Source organism: Cetobacterium sp. 2A, assembly GCF_014250685.1.
Lineage (GTDB): Bacteria > Fusobacteriota > Fusobacteriia > Fusobacteriales > Fusobacteriaceae > Cetobacterium.
In genome coordinates, this window is the sequence record NZ_JACFAJ010000010.1 from 129,049 (window position 1) to 155,421 (window position 26,373).

Consider the following 26,373-nt stretch of genomic DNA (forward strand, 5'->3'; position numbering starts at 1 on the left):
GAGGTAAAATATGCAACATATTTTAAAAATTATAGAAAATGATTTAAAAAATTTAAGTAAAGATGAAAGAGAAGAATTCAGAACAGCAATATTAAGTAGTTTTATGAAAGTAACGTCAGGAATTGATAAAAAGATTACTAGCTTTGAAAAGCGAATTTTAGAAACTGTGGGTGAAACTAAAGAAAAGATAGATATATTCGTAGCTTTAATTTCCAAAGACGAGTATTACTTGTATGAAGATAAATTTTTTCCGATGATTAAAAATGATGAAAGTTCTTTAAATGATATATTATCAATGAATGAAAAAAAATACAAAGATATTTACTTAAGCATTCCTTCAAACAAGATAAGCCAATATCATGGAAAAATATTAAAAGGATTTATAACCATAAAAGAGGAAGTATTCCAAATAAAATTTAGATTAATATTCAATTCAAAATACGAAGATAAAGTGAAAAAGCTATATGAAATATTTAATTTAAATAATTTAAAATGGAAAACATTGTTGAACCCTTATTTAAAAAAAATGTTTACTCTTGAAATAGTGGAATACGATGAAGTATTATTATCCATTTTAGATGGAACTGAAAAAATTGAGATAGAAAAGGAAGATTTTAAAGATATTTGGCATGAAGATATTTTATTATGTTGGAATATTAAAGGCAAAGAGGTTTTAGGAGAAGGGATAATTAGACCCACAAAAGATAGGATCCATCTAGAGAATATTTTAAACTTTTCTTCAAATAGAAACATTTATATTTGTCCAATAGAAGATTGTAATATATATTTGGTTGAAAAAATTGGACAAGAACAAATTATGATAATTTCTGAAGATAAAAAAAATATTATTTGGAAAATATGGGAGATCCAAGAAGTAGAAGAAGAAAAGTTAATAAAATTAAAGTTTAAAAGCTTTAATAACAAAATGGAGCTTCATTTTATCAATAAACTAAAACTTGAAAAAGACTTAAGAATTAGAACAGTTAGTGAATTAGAAAGAATTTTAAATAGTTTTCCTATATTCAGAAAATATTTTACATTTGTAACTACAGTAGTTACAGAAAAGGAAGAAGATTTTATAGGTTATGAAGTAAATTCTTTTATTTTAGATGAATTTAGATTAAAAGGGTATCAAAAGGTTCTAAAGATAAAGTTTAAAAATCTCAGAGAAGATGAGTTTACGAATGATATTCTAAGTTTTGTGATATCAGAAATACAAATATATTTTCCAGAGTATAAATGTATAGGAGAACTTATATGAAGAAAAACTATTCTTTTATTTGGTATCCTTTAACTAGTTATTATGAAATAAGTGACGAAAATGTTACTTTTAAAATAGCGGAAAAGATATCTCCTTATCTAGAGCTAAATGATGTTTCTATTAATAAGTTAAAAAATAAGGAAGAAATCGAGATAAACCCATATTATAGGTTTTCAAAAGAAGTTCATGATATATTAACTCCAGATAATTATCAAAGTGATAAAAACTTAATTGATAAATTTGTTAATATTAATTTTCATATATTAGGAGAAGTTGACTTATACGTTGGGCAAAATAAGAAAGATATATATGTAAAGGAAATTTTAAAAGGTATAAAGAATGGAGAGTTAGGAGATGATTTAAAAGAAAATATCTTATTATTTAAAGGATATGAACAGCACATGATAGCAGATCTTTTATATGAAATGTATAATAACCTAAATATGATAGATTCGTTTAAAAAAATTATAAAGTTAATATTTCCAGATTCGATTATTTATGACAATATTTCATCACAAAAAAAATTAATTTTATATCTTAATTATTCCAGATCAGAAAACAGAAAAAAAATTAAAATAATAAAAAGAATATTTTTTCCAATTGGGCTAGAGATAGATATATTTTGGGAAACTCATTTTGGTGTTATTGGATATCCAATAACAATGAAAATTGGAGAAATATCAATATATTAAAGGAGAAAAATGGTTATAGATAGAATCTTATTCGAAAAAATCTTAGCTAAAGAATTTTTTCAAGAGAAAAATGATTTTTACAAAAAATATTATGAGCAGGCAACTATAGTTAACAGATTACTAGAAGATATAGATAATATAACTTCTAACAATTTATATCCAAATTTCAAACATGATATCTTAGAAATAATACCTTTAAGATATATAAAAAAAGAGAGACTTGAAAAAATATTAAAAAAAGCTAACACTGAGTTAAATAGAGGTTATTATAATTACTCCAAGAGTTTAAAACTTAATTTATATGAAAGAGAAATTATAAGAGTGAACTCACCATGTTATGGAAATAAATATCATTTAATAATAATAGAATGCCTTAAAATCTTATATATTTTAGATAAACGTTTTGGGGAAGTTAAACTGTTTGAAAAACAAAATAAAAATCTAATTAGATTATCACTAGATTTCAATCTAGAATTAGAGAAAACAAGTAAAATATTATTAAATAAATGTTTTGAGTTTTTAGACTCTATAAAAATGGTAGTGTCCAAGGAGCAAGCTAGAGCATATATAATTTTAATTGAAAATTTGATGCTTTTTGAGAGTTTAGAAAAAAATATTAGCATAGTTAAAATTCAAAAAAAATACAAATATAAAGAGGTCCTCTTTATATTTGACTATATTCAAGAGCTAAAATTTTTTGATAATAAAATAAGAGCTACTGTTAGTATCAAAAATTTATCTGAGTTAGTTTTTAAAAGAATACCCATAGAGAGTATAAATATAACTATATTAAAGAAAGAGGTTATGAGAAGGTTTGTAGAGGAAAATAATATAGTAGAATACTCTTTGGCTAATCAAACCTGGTATAACAGGCTCTGGAATAATCAACTCTGTAATAACTTATGCTATGGAAGTGAAAAATGGCTTTATGATATAAAAAAAGTTTCAACATCCATATTGGCTTTGAGTGATCTTAATTGGAGTAAAACTTTAGACATAAAAGAATTTTATGGAGGGAATTAATGAGATTTAGATTATATGTTCTTGATGAAAATATAAATAATGAAAAAATTGTATTAAGTTCAGATGAAATTAAAATATGTGATATAAAATATTTACCAAAAGAGCCTGGAGATAATGCTAAAACACTTTCTCGAAAAGAAGTTCAGATAACTGGAAAAATCATAGGAGAGATTCAACAAGATCAATTAGAGAAAATAGATTTTGTAAAAAATTTAGGAAATATTCAAGAAGCTTGGAAAGAAAAAAATAATGAAATATCTATAAAAACTTCTAAATTAATATCTGATAAATTTAATGGAATAAAAGTTATTAATTTAGAAGATATTTTAAAAAATAATAGAGAAAACTTAAAAGGATTAAGAAATTGGTGTAATTCGTTTAATATGAACGACCATAGAAATATTATGATAGAAAGAATAGTAGAAAATATTTCTCCAGATATTTTTTATTTTGAAAATATGTTTATTCACTCTTTTGAAGAAAAAGGTAGTATTGATGAAGGGAATGGAGAGTTTACAATTATATTTAAGCAAAAAATAAATTCAGAAAATAAAGATACAATAGAAAATTAAAAGAAAATGCACTTTGATATTTTCAAAGTGCATTTTCTTTTAGATATAAGGAGGGTGAGTTTTGAGTACAAAAAATCAATTTAATGTATTTAAATATGTATACGATCGTTCAAATTTTATTATAAAAATTGAGGATGCTATTTTAGATAACTATGAAATAGATACTTTAAAACTAAGTTTTGAAGCCAATACACATTCTAAGCTAAATTTAATTTTTGAAAATCATAAAAATCAAAATATTTATTTAGCTTTAAAAAATGAAAAATATCCTAAAATAGAAATTAAACTTCTAAAGGACGAGGTGGAAACTATGTTTTTTACTGGACAAATAGAACTATTTAATATAGGACACTATGGCTCACAAGGTCATAAAATAGAGATAGAAGCTTTGTCAGTAACTAAAATTTTAGATAGAGAAAGTAAATTTAGAGCATATCAAGATATAAATTTAACACTATTAGAGATAATGCAGGATATCACTTCTGAAAATAAGAATATTAAATTTATATTCAATGATATTTTAAAGACAATAAAAATAGAAAAACCTATAATTCAATACAATGAAAGTGATTGGGAATTTATAATTAGAGTTGCTTCTCATGCGGGGCTTGGAGTTTATCCTTTAGCAAATAGAGGGATTGCGATTGGCTTGAATAACGGAACAAGTCAAGAGAAGTCAGTTGCAGTTTTAGATAACTTATGGCAGCTTAGCAAAAATCAGTATGGTGATATCGGATATATATTTAATTCTCAAAATTTATTGTTATGTGGCGATGAAATAGTTTTATGGACTAATTTAGAAAAAGAAGAAAGAGTTCGATTAAATATTCATAGTGGTGAAATAGACCTAGTAAAAAGTATAACTAGCAGTAAAGTATCAATGATTCAAGAAACGTATAAATATCCATATATAACTAACAAGAATATAGCAGGAAAAGTGATTGAAGGAAGAGTAGAAAAAGTATTTTCAGAAGATGAAATCGCAAAAATGACGGTCAATTTAAGCGAAGGATTAAAAAAGACAGCAGATGTAAAGCCTGGCTTTAAATATAAGCCTAAGAAAGCATATTTGGACACGAAAGGACGGTTTAATTTTCCATATATGACTCCCTATTCACAAACAAATACAGGATTATTTTGTACTCCAGAGATAAATGATAGAGTATCTATTTATTATCCAACAGAAGAAGAAATAGAAAGTTATGTAATGGGCTCTGTTAATAATAGCGGAAATGGCAGATTCAGTAATCCAACAGAGAGAAATTTTAGTATAAAAGATAAAAATAAAAATATTTTTCATCTTTATATCAATAACGACTATTTAAGTGTAGATAACACTGAAACTGTAATAAGAAACAAGGAAATGATAGATATGTCATCTCAAAATATAATAACTATAAGTAGCGATAAGATATTAGAGTTATTATCTAAGGAAAATTTAAGAGTTTCATCTAAAGAGATGAATATTAATCATAAAACTAAAACAGAAATAGGAGATGTAATTAAATCAAAAGGAAGTACAAATACTTTAGAGTTTCCAACTGTAACTATTAAAGGTGATTTAAAATCAAGCTAAGAGGTGAAGTAAATGCGATTAAGAGAATATGAAACAAAAAAGAGTGGAGAAGCAAAATTAGAAAATATTATAAATTATGATTTTAAATATAGATTGAATGCAGAAATATTGGAAGTAGAATATTCTAAAATCGAGAAAGGAATATATCCTGAAATAGAAGAAGTTTTTTCTAAAATAGGATATGATCTAAACAATAATAAAATTACTAATATAGATGAGATTTTGGGAAAATGGGAACAAGTATATACAAAATTTTTATTATGTAATAATAGTGAATTAAACGATATCGTTGTTAATTTAAATAAATATTATAGAAGCGAAGATAATCTAGAATATATATTAAATAATAGTTTATTTTTACCATATTTAAAATGTCTTTTGAATTCAAAAGATAATCTTAAGGAAATTATATTTTACAATCTTTTAGATTTTGAAGAACTTCAATTTAATATATCAAAAGACGTAGAGGAATATAAGGATGTAAGAATTGTTAATGTAAAAGGTGAAATTCCATCAACATTTAATTTTGTGGCATTGAAAAAAGAAATGAGAGATACTTTACAAATTGCTCCAGATAAATTGTTTGAAATGAAAATTACTTTGCTTGGAAAAATGATGTATGAAAAAGAGATCTTAAGAGAAGGTAATTTAGAAATAAGATTATCCACAAATGACTATATTGAAAAGCTTTATAAATTAGAGATAAAGGGGTAAGGATGTTAGACATAATAGAATTTACCTACCAAATGAAGCATAAATTATCCGTAAAAGTTAATAAAGAAATAAGTACAGATAATCCAAACTTACAATATACACCCCATTATAAGCTACTAAAAAAATTGAAACCTTTTTCTCAAGAAAAGAAACAACAACCAAATAAAATGTTTGAAAAATTAAGAAAAGAAAATAGAATAGTAGATTTTACATTGAAATACTTAAAAGAAAAAGAGGTAAAAGATGCTTAAGTTAAGGAATATTATAATAATTATTTTAAGTTTATTTATAGTAACAGGATGTTTTAAGAGTGATGAAGAAAAACGTCAAGATAAAGTTAATAAAATTTTAAATCATATGGAAAAAGAATATGGTGAAAAGTTTTATATGAGTTCACCATTTGGAGGAAGAGGTCAAAATGATGATTTAAGAATATTGGTAAAACCACTAAGATACAAGGGAACACCAAAAGAATATGATAATTTCTATGAGGATTATGCTTTTATTAAAACAGATGGAAAAACTGGAGATGGATTTGGAACTGTTTATTTGAAAGAAGGTGCAGAAGAGTATTTCAAACCAAAATTAAGGGAGTTATTTGGAGAAAACATCTTAGTAGCAATAGAACCAGAAGGATATTATGAGAAATGGAATTTCAAAGAAGAAATGAACAGAAGAAAACAAGTATATGATAATTATCCCGAAGGAAAGTATAGTCCTTTGTCAGGAGGAATCTATATATTCGGAAGGGTGGAAAGTGAATCTGATAGGGAATACTATCGTAAACAAATTTACGAATTTATTCAATATTTAAAGGCTGAAAATATGTTTGATTATGTGGATATTTATATAGCAATAATCGATGAAAGAATGTTATTACCAAATGCAAAACAACGCTTTTTGCAAGGAGAAAGTCATAAAGAGTTAAATTTTAATCAAAGTAAAGCATTATTAAATAAACAATTATCTTTGGCAAATAAAGAATTTGAATTAATGACTCAAGTTAAGAAAAATGAAAAATTAAATTCATTTAATAGAAGTAGTGATTTTAAAAGAATATCAGGAGTAATGCTATCAACTAAAATAGCAAGTCCCAAGTTTGTTGGCAATTTTTTTAGACAAGATTTAGTGGATGAAATTTTTGATGGGAAAAAAGAATATGATAAATTGGAAGATGTCAAATTTACGGGTTTAGACTATAGGAAATGGTAAGGGTGGGTAAATGAAAATAACGGACAAAGAATTATTGACTTTTTGTAATTTAACTAACTTAAAAATGGAATATGCTAAATTAACATATGAAATTGAAAAAGCGGATATAGAAACAAAAGAAGAAATAAAAAAAGATGTAAATCATACAATTTATTCATTATTAGATGAAGAAATAAAAAGTTTTAATACTGAAGCAAAAAAAGTATACCTTCAATTAAAAAGTAATCAATTTACTAAAAATAAAATACTTATGACTTTAAGAGAAGAAAAAAAATCAGGAAACAAAAAAGAAACTATTGAAAATTTAGAAGTTGAATTAAAATTGCTAGAAGAAACAGAGGAGGAGATCAATAAAAAATATACTCCAATAAAAGATAATATTTTAGGAGCTTTTTATTCAAAAGAAAAAAATAAAGAGACAGAATACTTTTATTTTGATGAAAGTGATATTTCGAAGGGACATCTAGGAAAAGGAGCTCCATATGTTTTGGAAAGGTATTTAAGATATCAAGATTGTGAAAACAAAGAACCCCATAAATTTATAAATGAATGGGAAGTACTCCAACATTATGATAACTATGAATTAGCTAAAGATTTATACGAAGTACTTAGAAAACAAGATAAAGAATCGAAAAATGAAGCAACAAAAGTTAATAAAATTTTAAAGGAAAATATCGAAGAAACTAGTTCAAAAGAAGAGAGAGATGCACTAGAACAATTAGGGTTTTATTGTGATAAAGTCCTAGAAAATACTATAGAAGAATTTCCAACTAGAAGTGAAATTTTAGAAAACAAAAGTAAAAAGATGCAATTAACGGTATTGAAAATAATAGGTAGTTCATTATTTAGAGTTGGATCGACTTATTTATCGGGAAAATCTGAAATGACATCAAAAATAACAGAGAAATTAAAGGACTCTCATCTTTATCTTTTGGATAATATGGCTTTTTTAAAACGTTTAAATTTGGATGATGAGGTAATTAATAACTTATTAAATGGTTCAATAGATTATACTAAATTATTAAAAATTACAGCTCGATTTGTAATAGAAACAAGTCTAACATATAAAAATACAAAAGATTATTTAACTATGGGAAAAAATACAACAGACAAAACTATAAATAATCATAAAGAACACGAAGAAAAAAACTTACTAACAAGCTATGATTTATCTGTTTTTGGATTTAATCAAACTATTGATTTAGTAGAAGAGGGTGTTTCTTGTCTTTTATTAAAGAAAAAAAATACAAATATATATTCTTTAGTTATAAAAAATACACAGCAATTAGGTAAAAACTTAAATGAGAGTTTAAATACTGGAAAAATTCCAAAAGAAATTTTTCAGTTAGAAATATTAGTTCAACAATTAGTAAAAAAATTTGAAATTCCGAGTGGTGCAGAATTAATATTAACAGGAGTTGAAAATGCAGGTAAATTAGCGAGTCTGTATCAAGTTTTAGCTAAATTTGATAATGTAGATCATTCTAAAGTTTTTAATTTAAATATAACTTGTAAAGGGTTTTTTATCAAAAAACCTTTAAACATGGGAACATTAGTTGATTTAACTCCTAGAGATATATTTATGATATCAAATAAAAATCATACAACAAGTGTAGAAATGTTGAGTTTTAGTCTTTTAGGTAAAGAAAAATTAGACCAAATACCAATAGTAGCAGAAGCTTTGGCATATCTTGTAATTGGAATAGGATCACCAGCTGGAATGTTGACATTTACAGCATTTGTTTTAAGTACCTTACTAGGAGTGATAAGTAGATATACTGATCAGAAAAATTATGAAAAAAGTATTGAACTAATATTTAATGAACTGGAAAAAAATAATATAATTGAAAAATTTTCAAAAGAGGTAACTGTAACAGGAATGGTTACAGGAATTCCTAGAAGCCGAATAGAATATCCATATTTTGAATCAAATAAAATTTTAGGAAAAGTTTTAAATTTAACAAATCCTCTAGTTATTAAGTTAGAAAAGGATTTAAATATTCAATTTAAAAAGTTTACTTCTTTTGCTTCTGGAAAGCTAGCTCAAGTATTAAACAGCAATAACATTCCTGAAGAAATTGAAATAAAATCTTTAAAAAATTATTTAACTTTATCATTTTTAGTAAATAATCTAAACTATTCCACATTAAAAATAATGAAAGAATATATCATTTTAGGGAATAAAGATCTTAGTGATATTTCCATTTATAAAATAAAAGAAGATGAAATAATTACATTAAAAAACAAAATGTATGATTATAAATATCAATTAAATTACGCGGGTGGAACTTTTTCTTCAATAGAAAAAGTAAGATTTTTTCCAAGAAAGGAAGAATTTCAAAAGAATAATATTTTAACAAAATACTCACCAGCAATTGATTTTAATGATATTAAAGTTATAAATTTTCAAAACATAAATGGAGAAGCTCCTCCAAGAATAGAACTTAACCTAGAATTTTATGTCGCTGAAATTCTAAGCTTTGCAGAAGCAGATAAAAAATATGGTCTATATTATGAAGAAACAGAAACAAGTACTTCTAAAATTTACAGTGAAAACATGTATAGACTTTTAGAATTATTTAAATTCTTACAAGAAAAATATACAAATTATGTTAAAAACAAAACAACATTTGGAATTGGCTATCTAAATAAAAAAGAAAAACACTTATTAGAAAAATTGGAATATAGCTTAGAAAAAAAAGAGGAAAAAGAAAATAACTGGAGAGTATCGGAAATAGAATTTTTATGTGGAACATCAGAAGAAGATGGAATGGTATTAACAAAGGGCTTTAATCTATACAATCAATTAACTCCAGAATATAAAGGTAGTGTATTAAGAAGTATTTTCCAAGATAGATTAACTAAAAATAATTATGATGAGTTAAGTATTGGTTTAAAAAAACTGGAAAATAAATTTGAAGATGAAGCGAAGTTATATGATTTCAATGAAATAAATTATAAGGCAAAACTTTTAGATATAATGAAGTATTATTCTAAAAGAGACTCTATCGATATTTATTACCCACATTTTAAACTTATAACAGAATGTTTAAAAATAGAAGATTTAGATAAATATACTCAAATATTTACAAATGAATTTGGAGATAAAAAATTAATTATTGGGAACATAACAAAGGGGATATATAAAAATGAAGCATTTGGTTATTGTTTAGCATCAAGTGATAAACTTTTAGGAAGAGTTCTTGAAATTCCATTGCAGAAATTAAGCAAAGAATCTCAAGAAATTATAGAAGAACCAACAGCAAGTCCAATAGTAGGTGACGTTATATTAAAGTGTAGTTATGGAACAGATGAAAGTAATTTAAAAGTAACTTCACAAAGCAATTTGTCAATGAGGGGCAAATTTACAGCAACAGAAAAAGATAATATTCCAAATATAAATATTTTACCATTTGGGAATTGTACGAATCTTCCGTTTAATCCACCTTGTCCATTAGCTATAATAGGTAAATGGGAAAATATAAGTAAAACATTTACAATAAAAGGAGGAGCAGTACTACTTGACTGTAGTTCAATTAAATGCTCTGTAGGTGGAGAGATAAAACCAAAAAAAGGTATAGGATATTGGAAAAGCAAATAGAATAATGAAGAAATGAAAAATAAGGAGATTAGAAAAATAGCCAAAAATAAAATGAAAGGAAAATTGAAAAAATATCATTTCGAATATTTTTAATAATACTGGTAATTACAATTCTTTTTTATCATTTAATTACTTGATAGAAATATTATAAAACAATACTTCTATCGAAATGATTAGAGTGATTTTCGTAGTAAAATTAACAATTCAATTTATATGTGATAGTCTTATATCATGGCTCAGTATAATCATAGGGTTAAACCTATCGGGATTGTCTTAGCATCCTATTGTATATAATCTATTAGTTGCTAAAAGAGCATAAAAATAAAAAAGTAGGTAATAATCAAATGAAATTATTAAAATTGGTTCTGGTTGCTTTAATAGGAGCTTTTATGACAACATTAAAGCAATTTTATACAGGAAATCAAAATGTTTTAAATTTAACATGGACAGAAATAAAAATAAATCAAACAGTAGATAACATCTATTATTTATTGATGATTATACTAATATTTATTTTTATAAATATACTACAAGGAGATGAAAGATAGTGAACAAAAAATTATTACTAAATTTAACATTAGTTTCAATGTTATTATTAACAGGATGTAACACAAAAGAGGTTGTTGATATAAAACCCTCAGAAGTAGCGTACGAAGTTAATAACTTTGCTGTGGAAAAAAGTGATACAACTCAGAAATTTGATAACACAAGAGAAGATTGGTCAAAAGTAAAATCTTCGTCAAAAATGATAATAGTACCTTATAAAAGGATTAGTACAGGAGCAATTCCTTTTATAAATTCAAGAAAACTCCCAGAAAAGAAAATAATAGTTGTTTCTCAAACTATAGTTTCTAAAGACTGGGTGGCTGATTTAAATAAAGGTTCTAATAAGAACGATGATTCTTTTAAAGCGGAAAGTTCGAATGGAGCAGAATTTCATACTGGAATAACATTATCAGCTAAAATATCGAATACAGACACATATTTATCAATTTACGGAATAGATCCTAATTCAAACTTGAAAGATGTTAAAGTCCAATCAATCCCATTAGAAACAGTGTTAGAAAAAACTGTAAAACCATTTATTCAAGGAGCCCTAGCAGCGGAGTTTTCAAAATATCCAACTTTTGAAATCCAACCAAAGAAAACAGAAATAATTCAAAAAGTAGAGATAGCTACAAAAGAAAGATTTGCAAAAGATGGAATAACAATTCTTACATTTAATTCATCTGACACAATAACATGGTCGGATAGAAGAATACAAGAAGCTATAAATGAGAAAGCACAACTGGAAGCACAGCATGAAAAAACAATAGTGGAAGCAAAAGTAAGAACAACAGAAGCTGAAACAAAGAGAAAAGTTGAAGAGCAACAAGCTATGGCTAGAGCGAGAGCTGTAGAATTACAAGCCGAATCAGAGAAAAAAAAAGCTGAGATAGAAAGATTAAAGCAAGAGGAAATAAACTTACAAGCATTAGCAAAAGCTAAAAATGAGGTTGATATAGCAAGAGAAAAAGCCAAAGTTATTTCAGTAGAAAGAGAAATGTTAGTTATTGAAAAAGAAAGAATTGAAATAGAAGTTAAAAAAATAAATGCACAAGCTAATTTCGAAAGAGCAAAGAAATGGAACGGAAAAGAAGCGTTTGGAGATGTTACAATCCAAGGAGCAACATCAATTGTTGATAAAAATGGAGAAATAAAAACAATGAATTTAATTAAGTAATATCAAAGGTCTCAAACTTTAAACTGTGGATAAACTAATTTATGCTTGATTTCTTTCCAAGTTTTATAAAAATGATTTTGAAAAATATATTTTAAAGGTTTAGTATTATTAGTCATGATGATATCATACGAACATAGTGATAGGATACATGGTATGTTTATTATCTCCGTCAATCTAATTAAACCACTTCTTAATAGTTGAAGTTATATAATCTACGATACATATATTTTGGAGATTCTTACGAATACATGTTATCATTTAAAGAATATAGATTTATTAATTTTTTTGAGTTATAAGAAAATTAAATTGTTAAAGAAGAGGGGGAGACAATGAAAGAAAAAAAGATATTATTAATGGCATTTTTAATTACAGGAGGAATAACTTATTCGGAAGATTTTTTTAATGATGAATACATTGCCGAAAGTAAAGAATTTATAAAGTCAAATAAGCTACAAAATGAGGGGACTATAAGAACAAATGCTATTGGAATTTATAATAAATTTGATAGTACAAAAGTATCAGAAATAAAAAATAATGGAGTTATAGTAGGAAGTGCTGATGCTGGAATAAATGTAACAGAGTATTATATCAATGAAGAAGTTATAATAAAATCTGAAGAAAATGGAATAGTTTTAGAGAAAAATGATATTAACATAATAAATAATAAAGTTATAGAAGTATCATCATCTTCAAATTATTTGGGTAACGGACTCTTCAATTATAATAAAATTGGAGATAGTAACATAGGAGAAATACTTAATAATGGAGTAATAAGTAGTGTTTCTTCTGAAGGAATTTTTTCAGGGAATGGTATTTTCAATTATAGCAGAAGAAATAGTAATATAGGGAATATATCAAATAAAGGTATTATAAGTGGAGCTACAAATTTTAAATCTGCGGGAGCTTATTCAGGGAATGGTATTTTTAATTATAGTGAGGGAAATAGCAATTTAGGGAATATAAAAAATACAGGGATTATAAGTGGAGCTGCAGATATTGAGGCTGGGGTATCTTATTCAGGGAATGGTATTTTTAATTCTAGTGAAGGAAATAGTAATATAGGGAATATAGAAAATTATGGAGTTCTTGAAGGGAATTTCTTTGGAAGTGGTGTTTATAATTCTAGTGAAAAAGGAAGTAGTATAAAAAATATAATAAACAATGGAGTTGTCAAAGGAAGTACTTTTAATTCTTCACAATCATTTATGGGAAATGGAATCACAAATTTTAATATCAATTATGATTCTACTAAAAGTGATGTTTCTGCGATAAAAGAATTAAAAAACAATGGAGTTATAAATGGATTTTCTTCTAATATTATAATTTCTCCTCTTCCATTAGGAGGATATTCAGGAAATGGTATTTTGAATAAGGGTAGTAGCAATGATGGGAGTGGAAGTTCAAGTATAGGGAATATATCAAATAGAGGTATTATACAAGGAAATACTCTTTCTACAGGCTCTTCGATAACGTCATATTCAGGAAATGGTATTTATAACGCAGGTGATAATGAAAGTAATATTGGAAATATAGCTAACAAAGGATTAATAAGTGGAGCTATTTCTACAAGTTCCACTTATACGTCATATTCAGGAAATGGTATTTCTAATTCTAGTGAAGGAAATAGTAATATAGGGAATATATCAAATGTAGGAATAATAAGTGGATCTTTTTCTCATTCATCTTCTTCAGGATGGGGAGTAGGAAATGGTATTTCTAATTATGGAAAGACAGGAAATATAGGAGACATAGAAAATAGAGGTGTAATAAGTGGATTTTCCTCTTCTTCTAAAGAATGGCCATCTGGAAATGGTATATTTAGTTTTAATGGTGATATTAAAACTATAGATAACCTAGGGATTATAAAGGCTTCTAAACAAGCTATAAAAATTTCTTATGGAAAATTAAGTGGATTTATTAATAATGGAATTTTAGCAGGACAAACCATTGCAGACACAAACTCTTTTACTAAAAAAGGAATTGAAATAAAAATAGATTCTATTGGGAATGTTATTAATATAGAAAACGGAGTAGATGGTGTTACTTTAGATGGAAAAACTATAATAAATGGACAAAGATATGATATAAATGGATTTGAAACAGATACAGCTAATTTATCAAAAGATAGCTATATTACATCTAATGGAAATCACTATATTAATAATATAATAAATGGTGCCGGGATTACTAAAGGAGCTCTAATAGTTAGAGGAGGAACTTCTGTCGATAGTAGCATAATTAATGGATACAACACAGCAGTATACTTGGAAAATCTTTCACAACTAACGGCAACTGACACTATTTTTAATGGTGGTGGACTAAAAAATGATGTTACAGTTATTAAAGGAAGTATAGGAGATAATGTAGCTAGTATATTAGGAGAATCTATAGTAAATGGTTCGATTAATTTAGATGATGGTAATGATGAGTTAACTCTTTCAAATACAGTTCAAATCAATGGAAATTTAGATGGAGGATTAGGAACTGATATTTTAAATTTAGGAGAAAAGCTAATATCAAAATCTACATCGACTTTAAATATTTTTCATGAAATAAATGGATTTGAAGAAATAAATACAAATGGAAATATAACATTATTTGAAACAGCTAAAGTAACCGAAGGAAATATAAATATTGAAAATGGGAATTTAACTTTAAGAGTAAATCCTTTAGATAAAGATGGAAATGGAAATATAAAAGGCCATGCTTTATATGACCATTCAGGAGATATAACTGCAGTAGGAGGAAATTTAATAATTGGATTAAATGGACTAGGAGAAGGAGCTATTATTGCAACAAACGGGACATTAATAGATAAAAATATAGATACAGCATATGATGAGGCATCTAATAAACTAAGAACAAATTCATTAGTCTTAAATGCCGTTTTATTAGAAGATGACAATATAAAAATATCTGTATTTGAAGATATTCCGTTACCTCCAATAAATCCAGAGCCACCTATTACTCCTCCAACAGTAATAGATTCATTACTTTATGAAAAACTAAATAAAGTATATCAGTCTACAGTAACTGCTGGAGAAATAGGCGCTTTAGCTAACACTACTCTTTTAGAAGATAAAACATACGAAGAATCTCTAGGAGGGTTATTAACGATACTTGACCAAATTTACGCTAATAATCCTTATGCGTATACTTTAAAGTCTTCTAGAGATAGTTTAAAGCTATTTGAAGACAACATGTCTTATCTAACAATCAAACCAAAAGAAAATGAATGGATAATTCAAGGAAAAGGAATCTATACTGGTGTTAAGAATGATAATGCTTCTTCAGGAAAAAATTACTACGGATTTGATACAGGACATAGAAACTACAAAACTACGACTAGTACTTCTGGAGGATTAGCTACATTTGAATACGGACTATCAGATAAAACTTCAATAGGTGGAGTAATCGGAGGAAATAATCAAGATATTAACTTCAAGGGATCAAGTAAAATAAAAGGAAACTCATTATATTTGGGAACGTTTGCAAAAACAGATATTAATAACTTTAAATTAATGGCAGGATTAGGATATCAATATACAGCAGCTGACGCGGATAGATCTGTATCAAATATGTATGACTCGTTTAAGACAAGCGATAAATATGATATCAACTCACTAAATGCTTTTGCTGAAGTAAAATACTCAATCGAAGGAAATGATAACTGGACACTAGAGCCAAAAGCTAGATTAAGTTACTACTACATCGAGCAAGACAGTGTAAATGAAGGATATACTCCAGGACAATTATCAATAGCGGTAGATAAAGCAAATAGTAATACAGCAGATTTAGAATTAGGAATTGACTTAATCAAAAATGTGTATTTACAACAAGGGAAATTAAAAAATATATTCTCATTTGGGCTAATAAATACTATCGGAGATAAATCTAAAGAATTAAATGGATACGTTCTAGGAAATTCAAAAGATGGAAACAAATTTGATATTCAAGGAGTAGAACTACCAAGAACATCAGGAAAAGTAGCATATAACTTAGAATTAGAACAAACAAGTGGAATGATATATACAGCAGGTGTAAGTATGGAATTTGCAAAAGATTATAACAGAAATGCAAGTGCAACAATAGGATTGGGATATAAATTTTAATTAAAAATAGAAGGGACTTGTAGTAATACATGCTCCTTCTATTTTTATTAAATATATTTATTTTAATAGGAGGGGGAATGAAAGCAGAATTTATTTTAATTCAAGATAAATTAAAATGGGCTAGAAATATAAAAAAAATTACACAAAGAGAATTAGCAGAAATTTGCAATGTATCTGAAAAAACTATTCATAGAGCAGAAAATGAAGCTAATAAATTAGAATTCGAAACACTTTTACTTATTGCTGATAAATTAAAAGTAGAAATAAAAGGATATTTATATAAAAAAGCTTTTTCTTTGGACGAAGTATGGAACGTGATTGAAGAAATTTCTATAGGAGCTGAATTAAAAGTCCATCCTGTAAAGTTTAATATAGAGCAACTAGATATAGTTATACGAATAGTTGAAATTCTTGAAAGAGATTTAAAAAAAAAATCCAATTCAATAAAACTTAGAACTCAAAGATTCTTAATATTAGAAAATGAAAAATTAAAAAAATCAGAAGCAGAAGGATATTATACAATATTTATTGAAAACAATATTAAAATATTAAATTTATATTTTTTAAATAGCAAATCAGAAAAAATAAAAATTAAAAATGAAAGAAAATATATAGAAGTATTTAAAGAGTTTACATTAGAAATGTGACTTTTTATAATATCTATTATAAAAGTTGAAAAAAATTAAATATCTTCAATCATTCAAAAGATCCATAAATTTATACAGAAAACTGAATGTCAGATTTCTTTAATAAAGATATGCAGGATGTCAGTTATACACTAAAAAATGTCTAGTGCTAGGGATTGTTAAAAAGAGAAATAAATTATAAAATAAGTTATATAGACAAAAGGGGGAGTAACCATAAATAAAATTATTTTAATATCCTTATATTTTTTATTTATATTTATAGTCAATGCTTCACAAATTATATTTGAAGATAAAAACATAATCCTAAAAAATAATTTTTATAGTATTGAAGCAGTTAATATAAAAGATAATAAAATAAAAACTTATAAATCAGTTTCTAAAGAACTTGGACTTCAAATTAAAATTAATTTTGATAATAACGAAGTTCCTAAAGAAATTTTTATTTCAGATGGCGGTGAACAATTAGTAGCGACAATAGAAAATTATAATATTAAAAATTTATATTTAAATACAGGAGACAGTAAAAAAATAGTTGAGAAAGATCAGATCGATATGACTATTATAGAAAATGTGGTAGAAAAAGTAAAATCTCCATTTTTTATAGATGAATTGTGGTATCGAATTCAAGAGAGGGGAGAAGTTGAAGAAAAATAATATGTTTTTTAAAAATTATGAGTTAGATAATGGAGAAGGATATTTTTCAATATATTACTTGAGTAATGACGTTGAGGTAGAGTATTTAAATATTTCCTATAATAGTTTTATGGATAGAGATGAAAATGACTGTAGCTGCAAAGAGTATTATCTAGATGATGAATACGCTTTAGAATATTGGGAGTTTTTTTTAGAAAATACAGGAGTCATTAGAAGCATTTTTAATGAGGCTTCCTATGAAGATATAACTTTTAATATAAGTGATAAAAGTATAATAAAAATTGAAGTTTTTGAAAATGAAACAAATAACTTAATATCTCAGAGAGTTGTAACTTCTAGTGGATATAATACCCTTGTTATTAACCCAGCTTTAAAGGAGTACGGTATCGAAAATTTTGAATTTGTAAAAAATGGCTCTCGTTTTCTTTACAATGAAAAAGATATTTTATTAGAAGAGCAAGAGTATAAAGATGGAGAGATAGTTGGAACTTCTAAGTATTATTATGAAGATGGAAGTTTAAAATTTCTGATGAATTCAACTCAAACAATAGAGTTTTATGAAACAGGAGAATTGAAAAGTAAATCATATAGATTTAAGAAGTTTTCAAAAGTTATCGATTACTACCCTAATGGAAATATTATGAATGTTGGAACTCTTAATCTCAACAATGAGTATGAAGGAATGGGATGGACTTTTTATGAAAATGGTCAGCTAAAAAAGATTTGTTCATATGTTAATAACTTAATAGATGGAGAGTATAAAGACTACTACAAAAATGGAGTTATAAAAACTGATAGTTTTTATATTCTAGGAAAAGAAAATTGTGAATTTAAAAGTTATTACGATAATGGTCAAATAGAATGTATCGTAGATTTAGAAGATGGTAAACGTTGTGGAAAGTTTTTTAAATATTATAAATCTGGTCAACTACAGGATGAGACATATTATTCTAATAATGCCCCAATAAATAATTCATTACTTTATTATGAAAATGGAAATTTATATGCTAAATTAGCTTATAAAAATCGATTAAGAGTTGGAATATCCCAATGGTTTTATGAAACAGGAGAGTTACAATCAATTAGTAAGTATGATTTAATTGACGGATATTCGTACTTAAACTACTCAAAATCATTCTATAAATCAGGAGAAATAAAGAGCTATATTCAATGGGAGGATGCTCTTTGTGAACATAATCAAGAAGACTATTCATACAATATTATTAGAGGATATGAAATATTAGATATTTCTTACTATGAGAGTGGAAATTTAAGAAAAAAACAGAAAATAGTTGGAGAAAATAAATATTCAGTAGAGCGTTATGATGAAAATGAAATCCTGACACAAAAGGGAACTTTCTTTAAAGATAAAAATGTATTTTATTGGATAGGAGAGTTACTAACACTTAATCAAAATAAGTCTTTAAAAATAGTGACAAACTATTCAGAGGTCGGAAAGTTTATAAATACACAAACCTATCTTAATAAAATTTTAGATAATACTACAATTTATTTATCAGATGAAAATGTATATAGATTTATAAGTTATTATCCCAATGGAAGGATAAAAGAAGAGGGATATTATATTTACGACGATAATTATAATCATAATGATATCTCTTGGATAGAAAATCCTAATTTTTATTCAGAAGAAGGAGAATTAATAGAATATGAAAAATAGTATAAGTTATTATCCCAACGGGAATATGAAAGAAGAATATGGATATGATGAAGATGGCAAATTAACATTTTCTAATTTTTTTAAAGAGAATGGGAAGTTAGATTATAGTTTGGATTTTGATGTTAAAAATAGAGTTATTGAAAAATTTATATACAATAATTCTGGAGATTTAGTATATCAAGAACTTAATGATTACGATGAAGATAATTATATAAGGGAGTTATTTACATATCTAGAAGATAATTCTTTTATAGTGAAAGTTTATAAAGTTGAATATAAAGATTTATTATTTGGAGGCGATGAAATTATAAAAAAATATAATCCTATAGAAATAAAATATTATAATAAATATGGGCAGTTTCAGAAAAAGGAGAGTATAGATGACTAATTATATAAAATCAAACCAGAAAAATGAAGAGTTTTTAGAAAACAATGAAGAAAAATTATTAAAGTATATTGATAAAAAAGGAGAGTATTATCTAAATATTTTTAAAGGATCCAAAAACAAGATTAATTACTGTGCTCTATTTCTAGGTCCTTTGTGGATGGGGTATAGACAAATGTATTTTGAAGTTTTTATCCTCGGATGTTTAATTGCATTGTTAGGAAATTTACTAATGTTATTCGAACTTTTTATTTCTGGAACTTTTATTCCTGAAGCAATTATTAAAGGCTTTAACTATGGATTAACAGGATTAATAGGAATTTTTGGGAATTATTTTTACTTTTTATCTTTAAAAAAAAGAATTATTAATGAAAATGGAAAAATAGGGATTTCGAAAATAGGGATTTTATATGGATTTATTTTAGGCGTTTTAATGCCAATGGCTATTGCAGGAATAACTGGATTTATTTTAATGCTTTTATTAAAGGATTAGTATGAAAATCTCAAATAAAAAATTAATAATAGGGGTTTGCATAGCTATTTTTATATTCTCAACATCTTTTACATCTAAGATTAAAAGGAGAGAGGGATATATAGGAATATATCCCTCTCTTAATTTCAAAATGAATAGTAATAGTACAGAGGGAACTTTATATATTGTACTTGGAATGACATTAGGACCTTTAGCAATTCCTATATATATGGTGGATAGAATATCCTCGTTTATATATGATACTGTTCTTTTTCCTATGGATGTATATAAAGATTATAAAGCTAATAATGGAAAATTTATCAAATACTACGAGGATGAGTTTAGGGTTGAGTGGGTTGGCAGAAGGAGAATAAAACCACTTTATACTGATAAAAAAAGATTCGAGTATACTTTAAAAAATGGAAACTATATAGACGAATATTATGAGTATTATGAAGATGGAAATATTAAAGAGCTTTCAAATTGGAAAGATGGAAAGTTAGATGGAATAAAAAAAACATATTATTCATCTAAAGAGATACAAACGAACGAAGTATGGAAAAATGGGAAATTAGAATCTTTAATTTATTATAATTCTGATGCAAAAATATTGATTAAAATTTCTAACAATATAGCTTTAAATATATTTTTAAAAGAAGAATATGAATATTCAAAGGACCTCAAGATAGTTCACTTTCTAAAATATAATTCTCCAATTTTTTTTGATACTAATGGTACCAATAATCTTGAAAGTGGAATATGGATAAAAACTCAAAATTTAAAAAATAATAGATTGGTTTATGAAATAATGGATACTTATAGTGAAGATATAAGAACAGGATCAAAAGAGGTTAAATATTCTGAAAAGGGAGATATTATTTATCAATGCATTTTAAGTGAAGAGGAAGAGAATGAGCTATATAAAAAATATTATAAATCTCATAATTAAATAAATAACAATATATAAAAGCGAGGAGAAATGGGAGAGATTTTAATAATTACAATAATTATATTTTTTATTATTTTGTGCTATCTATGTTATGTTTATGATAGCTTTTATTCTGAACCAATGACTAAGGAAAAGTTAGAGAGTATTAAAGAGACCAAAGAGATTTTGTCTAAAAAAGATTTACTAATGTTAGGTGGAGTTTATAAAAATATATTTTTATTAAAAAGCAAGGGATTTGTAACTATTTTAGAGGGAGAGGTTAAGAAAAAAGATAGAAGTTTTCGTGGGAACTATGGGATTAAGTACACATATTCTTTTGATTATGTTAACGATTGGAAAATAAATATTTTTAATACTTACTTTATAAATAAGGATAAGTTTTTTTTAAAAGAGAATGAAGTTACAACTTTAAAAGGAGTTGTTGCTTTAGGTAGTTTTTATGTTATTGAGATAAATGGATTTAATATTTTAGATTATGTTAAAGAGATTGAAAGTTTTCCAAGTGAAAGAGATAAATTAGATCCAATTTTTAGCAACCTTATTCTATCTTTTATACTTTTGTTTGTTGCTTTTTTTAATCCCTTTTCAAAACTAACAACTATATTTACTTTGTGTGTTGTAGGATGTGCCATTATTTTTAATTTAAAAGGCATAATTTTTTCAAAACTATATAAAATTGACAATAAACTATGTAAAGTGGAATATTTTCCAACTTTTTCAATAGATGATATTATAACCAATGGAAAATTAACTACTATATTTGCTCGTAATAGATGTATTGAAATATCTATTTTATTAACGTTAGTAGTTTGCTTAATTTTTTCATTTAAATCTTTTAGAATCTATAGTGATGGATTACATAGAGATACTAGAAAAGAGATAGTTACTGAGAGAAGCAAAGAGTATAGTTTTTCAGATTTTGAAATAGGGGATAAATTAATTTTACAAAATATTCAGGCTATGTTAGATGAATCTACAGGAATAATCTATATTTTAAGAAAGGAAAATTCCCGTGAAGATAATAAGATAATGACTCTCCTTAAAGGGCTTCCACTATATCCTTTGAGAAATGAAAGCGTTATTCAAATAGCTGACATCTATAATTTTTATGAAAAAGAGATTGAGTTTTTAACAGAAGATAGAGAGATTAGAAAAAATGATTTTATGTTTAAAATAGATTTGACACCTGAAAATACAAGGCGTTACTATAGTCTTTCAAATGGAGATATCAGTTACGATTTATTAAAAAGAAATTCAAAACAAATTTTAAAATTTATAAACGGAACAGAGTTTAACACAACAGGGATTATAACGAAGAAAAATAAAATGACTGAAGTAATAACACTAGATGTCTCTAAAAAAGATTTTGGTGAAAAGGAGTTCGAAAATTTAAGAGTGATATTTAAACTTTACATTTTAATAACTCTACTATATCTATATTTATTTTTTGCATATCTGTATAAATATTGGTTTATAAAAAATAAATTAGAGATAACTGAAGATATTTAGGAGAGATTAATGAAAAAATTAATATTTTGTTTTATATTGTTTATAGGAGCGGTATTTATTTATAGAATAACGGAAAAAGATATTGGAAAAGAGTTAGATAGCTTTAATAATGTCAAAGTTTTTTTTAATGAATTTCCAACTAAATCCTTAGAAAGAAATCTTTCAAAAGAAGGTTACAATTTAGGATTAAAATATCAATGTGTTGAATTTATGAAGAGATATTACTATGAATATTATGATCATCAGATGCCAGATTCTTACGGACATGCAAAAGATTTTTATAATCTTACTTTAAAAGATGGAGAATACAATACTAAGAGGGATTTAATTCAATTTTCAAATCCAAGTTTAGTAAAACCACAGCTTGGAGATATAATAATATTTAAACCATTTATTTTTAATCCTTATGGTCATGTAGCAATAATATCTGATATTCAAGAAGATAGTATGGAAATCATTCAGCAAAACGTATGGAAAAAGACTAGGGAAAAGATTAAACTTAACTATGAAAAAGGGCAATGGGTTATAGATTCTAAAAGAATTGTAGGAAGATTGTCAAAGGAAGAGATATGAAAAAAAAACGTGGATTTAAATTTATTTTATTTGGAACTATTATCTTCATTTTTTTTAAAAATTATCTTAATTATGAAAAAAATCCTCCTGAAATTTGGGGAGATACTATTCGTTGGAAAAGTAATACTTATATCATCTCCCAAGGAGGGCATAAAGAGGGAAAAAGAATAGCCAAAGGGGATGGATTTTCTCTATTTAGTGCTGAAGATCCAACAGAAACTTTTATAGTTTACAGATCTTTTTTGGATAATGCACTATATGTAAAAGAGGATTTTAAGATACCTGTAGAGGGGAAAATAACTAAAATATCTTGGAAATATGAGATTTTTACTGATAAATATTTATGTGATACTATTTTAAAAATATTAGAAAGTTTAAAAAATTTAGAGATAAACACATATGAATCAGAAGACCCTATTTTTAGATTAAAACCAGGTTTAGTTATGAGACCTTTATATGTTGCATATGAAAATACAGGTATTCCAACTATATATAAAGGAGAAATAGGAATTATTAAAGGAAAATGGGCAATAACAACTAGCATTGAAGAGAAAATAGATGAGAATAGAATTTTATATAAAACTAATTATGTTCTTATTCCAGAAAACTATATTGATGTTTTAAAAGATTATTTTAAAGCAGCGGTGCAATATGAATAAATTTTGTTATAAATTTTTAATACCTATGATTTTTTTATTTCAACTAAATTTATATGGAAATTCTATTCATAAAGATTTAGAATTAGAATTATTTAAAAATAAAGAGATAAAAATCAACGGTGTTTTAAAATTTGAAAAAAATAAAAATAGATTTGAGATAGTTTTTGAAATGCCTGAAAAAAATTTAAGTCTAGTTTTAGATACTTTGAGTTTTAAAAAAAAGGTTAAAAGTGTTTTCCTATATGATATTAATAGAGATAATATCAAAGAGATATTTATTATTTATAACGAAAACAATAAAAACTCTTTGGAAGGATATTCACTAGGAAATCTCTACGTGGGAGAGGATGAGTATCAATATGATAAAACAATAGATATTTTCAAAACTCTTAATATTGCTACATCTCAAAGATTAAATAAAAGAATTGAAAATATTCAAAATTTCAATGCTAGTTTAGCTAAAAAAGAGTTGGAAGAATTAGTGCCTTATTATAAGGTTGTAAATTTTAATGACTACAATATTTGGGATGTTTCAAAACGAGTGGGAAAGGATGAGTATAATAGCAAAGCTTATCTTTATCAATATGAACTTATACCTCAAGATTATGAAAAATTTGATCTTCAGAAATATTTTAAAATCTATTCACTTGATAAATTAACTTTTATAAAAAATATCGATAGGGGAGTAATCTTTAGTGATGGAAATTATTATTTTCTTTTTCAAATTCAAAGACTTGGATTGATAACTTTGGAAGAGGTTTTTCAAGGAAAGGTATCAGGTGAAAGCATTATAAAAAATGGAGAGTACTTTAACAAATATGAGAATGGAAATTATGAAAACAATATTAAAGGGGGATTTTGGAACTCTTATGAATACTCAGAGGATCTAAAACGTTACCTTCCTATTAAAAAGTATTTTGCTAATGGAATACTAATTAGAAAAGATATTCTTTTTAGAAGATTTGAAGAGCTTCATACATTTTCTTCAACATTTTATAACTCTAAAAATGAAATAGAAGAGATAAAATATTATGAGGAAAATGGAGAGACTTCTCAAATTAAAACTTATAAGGACTCTATTTTAGAAAAAGTTGTAAATTATACTCATTATAAAAGGAATTATTTAATATATGATAAAGTGATTAATCCTCAAAGGGGTTATGAATACTATAAAGCTAGAGAATCGCTGACACAATTTAAAGATCTAAATCTTTTAAATGCAAAATTGGAAAATAAAGAGTTAAATCTATACTCTTTAAAAAGTTCTGACAATAAAGATATCTTTGTTGTATTTCAAAATTATTCTCCTGGAAAAACTTCTCAAGATGGGATTCGTTGGTATGAAGATCCTCTTAAGTATTTTGGAATAAAAGAGATTTTTTATGGAAAAAGAAAAAGCGAAAAAATAAAATCTTATGATGATATAGTTAAAGATGGGTATTTTGAAGAGTTTAATTTAGGATATTTTCCAGGGACAGCATCGATAACAGAATCTATTCCTAATATAGAAAAAGTTGTAAAAAGTGGATATTTTGAAAATGGATTAAAAAGTGGAGTTTGGAAAAGTTATGATTCTTCTAGAGGGGATATAATCTCATCATTTAGTTATGCTAAAGGAAAGTTAGAGGGACCATACGAGATCTACTTTTGGGATGGTGGATTAAAAGAAAATGGTGAATATAAAGATGAAACAAAAGTTATTTTATGGGAATCGGGACCTCAGTACTGGCCTTCGTCTTAGTTAAAGTAAATTGTATATGTATAGAAAATTACTTTGGAGGAAGTTGGAAAAAATATGAAGAAAGTTAAATTTATAGATTTTATAGTGTTTTTAGTAATATTCATGGTAGAGTTGTACATAGGCTTATATGTTAAGGATCAATATATAAGACCATATTTGGGAGATATATTAATAATTCCATTGATTTATACATTTTTAAATATTTTCTTTAAAAATAATTATAGAGAATTAATACTAAAGATAGTTATATTTGCTGTTTGTGTGGAATTATTTCAATATTTTAAAATGTTAAATTTTTTAAGGATAACAAATAAAATATTACAAATAGTCATAGGAACTACTTATGATCTTAACGATATATTTTGTTATGTTATAGGAGGATTTTTAACATATTTAGTTATAATTATTATCAAAACAAGACAAAAAAGTTAAAGTTATATATAGCTTTAACTTTTTTTATTTTCTACATATTCAGATTATAGTATTCCTATTAATAATTTTTTCTACTTTATGCGATATGGAAATAGAGGCTTCCGAACTTGTAAATAGACGTTTTATTTTTTAGAAGGCTTTAAAATCGATTTTAAAGGGTCGGTATTAAAATTATCATTAGAGAC

At 25.6% G+C, this 26,373-nt stretch carries 22 protein-coding genes; all 22 read left to right on the forward strand.

The features are described 5' to 3' along the window. Nucleotides 1-10: 10 nt before the first annotated feature. The 22 genes from H3N56_RS11510 (at nt 11) to H3N56_RS11615 (ending at nt 26,188) form a co-directional block, all read left to right on the forward strand. Nucleotides 11-1,261 carry a hypothetical protein gene (locus tag H3N56_RS11510; RefSeq protein WP_185881338.1) on the forward strand — a complete coding sequence of 417 codons (1,251 nt, stop codon included), beginning with the start codon at nt 11-13 and terminating at the stop codon, nt 1,259-1,261. Further along, nucleotides 1,258-1,953 (forward strand): hypothetical protein, encoded by a 696-nt coding sequence (locus H3N56_RS11515; protein WP_185881339.1) that lies wholly within the window; start codon nt 1,258-1,260, stop codon nt 1,951-1,953. The genes H3N56_RS11510 and H3N56_RS11515 overlap by 4 nt, the downstream gene beginning before the upstream one ends. Before the next feature lie 9 nt (nt 1,954-1,962). Continuing rightward, the gene (locus H3N56_RS11520; RefSeq protein WP_185881340.1) at nt 1,963-2,976 is read left to right on the forward strand and encodes a hypothetical protein; all 1,014 of its coding nucleotides are present in this window, start codon (nt 1,963-1,965) and stop codon (nt 2,974-2,976) included. Beyond that, on the forward strand, nt 2,976-3,548 hold the full coding sequence (locus tag H3N56_RS11525; protein ID WP_185881341.1) for a hypothetical protein: 573 nt from the start codon (nt 2,976-2,978) through the stop codon (nt 3,546-3,548). Before H3N56_RS11520 ends, H3N56_RS11525 begins: the two co-directional genes overlap by 1 nt. 61 nt (nt 3,549-3,609) lie before the next feature. Continuing rightward, entirely contained in the window at nt 3,610-5,124 is a 1,515-nt protein-coding gene (locus tag H3N56_RS11530; RefSeq protein ID WP_185881342.1) for a contractile injection system protein, VgrG/Pvc8 family, read from the forward strand. Nucleotides 5,125-5,136: 12 nt separating this feature from the next. Beyond that, a complete protein-coding gene (locus H3N56_RS11535) occupies nt 5,137-5,838 on the forward strand; it encodes a hypothetical protein (RefSeq protein ID WP_185881343.1) in 702 nt (233 codons plus the stop codon). 2 nt (nt 5,839-5,840) lie between these two features. Then, a complete protein-coding gene (locus H3N56_RS11540; RefSeq protein ID WP_185881344.1) occupies nt 5,841-6,089 on the forward strand; it encodes a hypothetical protein in 249 nt (82 codons plus the stop codon). Then, entirely contained in the window at nt 6,082-7,050 is a 969-nt protein-coding gene (locus tag H3N56_RS11545) for a hypothetical protein (protein WP_185881345.1), read from the forward strand. The genes H3N56_RS11540 and H3N56_RS11545 overlap by 8 nt, the downstream gene beginning before the upstream one ends. Before the next feature lie 10 nt (nt 7,051-7,060). Beyond that, nucleotides 7,061-10,651 (forward strand): DUF4280 domain-containing protein, encoded by a 3,591-nt coding sequence (locus H3N56_RS11550; protein WP_185881346.1) that lies wholly within the window; start codon nt 7,061-7,063, stop codon nt 10,649-10,651. Between the two features lie 344 nt (nt 10,652-10,995). Further along, nucleotides 10,996-11,199 carry a hypothetical protein gene (locus H3N56_RS11555; protein WP_185881347.1) on the forward strand — a complete coding sequence of 68 codons (204 nt, stop codon included), beginning with the start codon at nt 10,996-10,998 and terminating at the stop codon, nt 11,197-11,199. Beyond that, nucleotides 11,199-12,374: a hypothetical protein gene (locus tag H3N56_RS11560; protein WP_185881348.1), complete on the forward strand. Its 1,176-nt coding sequence runs from the start codon at nt 11,199-11,201 to the stop codon at nt 12,372-12,374. Before H3N56_RS11555 ends, H3N56_RS11560 begins: the two co-directional genes overlap by 1 nt. 329 nt (nt 12,375-12,703) lie before the next feature. Beyond that, the gene (locus H3N56_RS11565) at nt 12,704-16,486 is read left to right on the forward strand and encodes an autotransporter outer membrane beta-barrel domain-containing protein (protein WP_185881349.1); all 3,783 of its coding nucleotides are present in this window, start codon (nt 12,704-12,706) and stop codon (nt 16,484-16,486) included. Nucleotides 16,487-16,563: 77 nt separating this feature from the next. Next, a complete protein-coding gene (locus H3N56_RS11570) occupies nt 16,564-17,133 on the forward strand; it encodes a helix-turn-helix domain-containing protein (RefSeq protein ID WP_185881350.1) in 570 nt (189 codons plus the stop codon). Between the two features lie 640 nt (nt 17,134-17,773). Beyond that, nucleotides 17,774-19,468, forward strand: a complete 1,695-nt coding sequence (locus H3N56_RS11575; protein ID WP_185881351.1) for a toxin-antitoxin system YwqK family antitoxin — start codon at nt 17,774-17,776, stop codon at nt 19,466-19,468. Then, nucleotides 19,458-19,856: a hypothetical protein gene (locus tag H3N56_RS11580; RefSeq protein ID WP_185881352.1), complete on the forward strand. Its 399-nt coding sequence runs from the start codon at nt 19,458-19,460 to the stop codon at nt 19,854-19,856. The genes H3N56_RS11575 and H3N56_RS11580 overlap by 11 nt, the downstream gene beginning before the upstream one ends. Next, complete coding sequence (locus tag H3N56_RS11585) at nt 19,849-20,346, forward strand: DUF2628 domain-containing protein (RefSeq protein ID WP_185881353.1); 498 nt, start codon at nt 19,849-19,851, stop codon at nt 20,344-20,346. Before H3N56_RS11580 ends, H3N56_RS11585 begins: the two co-directional genes overlap by 8 nt. Before the next feature lies 1 nt (nt 20,347). Then, nucleotides 20,348-21,274, forward strand: a complete 927-nt coding sequence (locus H3N56_RS11590) for a hypothetical protein (RefSeq protein ID WP_185881354.1) — start codon at nt 20,348-20,350, stop codon at nt 21,272-21,274. Between the two features lie 30 nt (nt 21,275-21,304). Continuing rightward, nucleotides 21,305-22,783 (forward strand): hypothetical protein, encoded by a 1,479-nt coding sequence (locus H3N56_RS11595; RefSeq protein ID WP_185881355.1) that lies wholly within the window; start codon nt 21,305-21,307, stop codon nt 22,781-22,783. Nucleotides 22,784-22,792: 9 nt separating this feature from the next. Continuing rightward, on the forward strand, nt 22,793-23,356 hold the full coding sequence (locus H3N56_RS11600; protein WP_185881356.1) for a CHAP domain-containing protein: 564 nt from the start codon (nt 22,793-22,795) through the stop codon (nt 23,354-23,356). Beyond that, complete coding sequence (locus H3N56_RS11605) at nt 23,353-24,015, forward strand: hypothetical protein (RefSeq protein ID WP_185881357.1); 663 nt, start codon at nt 23,353-23,355, stop codon at nt 24,013-24,015. The genes H3N56_RS11600 and H3N56_RS11605 overlap by 4 nt, the downstream gene beginning before the upstream one ends. Next, nucleotides 24,008-25,756, forward strand: a complete 1,749-nt coding sequence (locus H3N56_RS11610) for a hypothetical protein (protein WP_185881358.1) — start codon at nt 24,008-24,010, stop codon at nt 25,754-25,756. Before H3N56_RS11605 ends, H3N56_RS11610 begins: the two co-directional genes overlap by 8 nt. A gap of 54 nt (nt 25,757-25,810) precedes the next feature. Continuing rightward, complete coding sequence (locus tag H3N56_RS11615; protein ID WP_185881359.1) at nt 25,811-26,188, forward strand: DUF2809 domain-containing protein; 378 nt, start codon at nt 25,811-25,813, stop codon at nt 26,186-26,188. The last annotated feature ends 185 nt before the right edge of the window (nt 26,189-26,373 follow it).

Bases quoted from the DNA above. Each gene is read 5' to 3' on its own strand.
- H3N56_RS11510 (WP_185881338.1), top strand. From the start codon at position 11: ATGCAACATATTTTAAAAATTATAGAAAATGATTTAAAAAATTTAAGT.
- H3N56_RS11515 (WP_185881339.1), top strand. From the start codon at position 1,258: ATGAAGAAAAACTATTCTTTTATTTGGTATCCTTTAACTAGTTATTAT.
- H3N56_RS11520 (WP_185881340.1), top strand. From the start codon at position 1,963: ATGGTTATAGATAGAATCTTATTCGAAAAAATCTTAGCTAAAGAATTT.
- H3N56_RS11525 (WP_185881341.1), top strand. From the start codon at position 2,976: ATGAGATTTAGATTATATGTTCTTGATGAAAATATAAATAATGAAAAA.
- H3N56_RS11535 (WP_185881343.1), top strand. From the start codon at position 5,137: ATGCGATTAAGAGAATATGAAACAAAAAAGAGTGGAGAAGCAAAATTA.
- H3N56_RS11540 (WP_185881344.1), top strand. From the start codon at position 5,841: ATGTTAGACATAATAGAATTTACCTACCAAATGAAGCATAAATTATCC.
- H3N56_RS11545 (WP_185881345.1), top strand. From the start codon at position 6,082: ATGCTTAAGTTAAGGAATATTATAATAATTATTTTAAGTTTATTTATA.
- H3N56_RS11550 (WP_185881346.1), top strand. From the start codon at position 7,061: ATGAAAATAACGGACAAAGAATTATTGACTTTTTGTAATTTAACTAAC.
- H3N56_RS11555 (WP_185881347.1), top strand. From the start codon at position 10,996: ATGAAATTATTAAAATTGGTTCTGGTTGCTTTAATAGGAGCTTTTATG.
- H3N56_RS11565 (WP_185881349.1), top strand. From the start codon at position 12,704: ATGAAAGAAAAAAAGATATTATTAATGGCATTTTTAATTACAGGAGGA.
- H3N56_RS11570 (WP_185881350.1), top strand. From the start codon at position 16,564: ATGAAAGCAGAATTTATTTTAATTCAAGATAAATTAAAATGGGCTAGA.
- H3N56_RS11580 (WP_185881352.1), top strand. From the start codon at position 19,458: ATGAAAAATAGTATAAGTTATTATCCCAACGGGAATATGAAAGAAGAA.
- H3N56_RS11585 (WP_185881353.1), top strand. From the start codon at position 19,849: ATGACTAATTATATAAAATCAAACCAGAAAAATGAAGAGTTTTTAGAA.
- H3N56_RS11590 (WP_185881354.1), top strand. From the start codon at position 20,348: ATGAAAATCTCAAATAAAAAATTAATAATAGGGGTTTGCATAGCTATT.
- H3N56_RS11595 (WP_185881355.1), top strand. From the start codon at position 21,305: ATGGGAGAGATTTTAATAATTACAATAATTATATTTTTTATTATTTTG.
- H3N56_RS11600 (WP_185881356.1), top strand. From the start codon at position 22,793: ATGAAAAAATTAATATTTTGTTTTATATTGTTTATAGGAGCGGTATTT.
- H3N56_RS11605 (WP_185881357.1), top strand. From the start codon at position 23,353: ATGAAAAAAAAACGTGGATTTAAATTTATTTTATTTGGAACTATTATC.
- H3N56_RS11610 (WP_185881358.1), top strand. From the start codon at position 24,008: ATGAATAAATTTTGTTATAAATTTTTAATACCTATGATTTTTTTATTT.
- H3N56_RS11615 (WP_185881359.1), top strand. From the start codon at position 25,811: ATGAAGAAAGTTAAATTTATAGATTTTATAGTGTTTTTAGTAATATTC.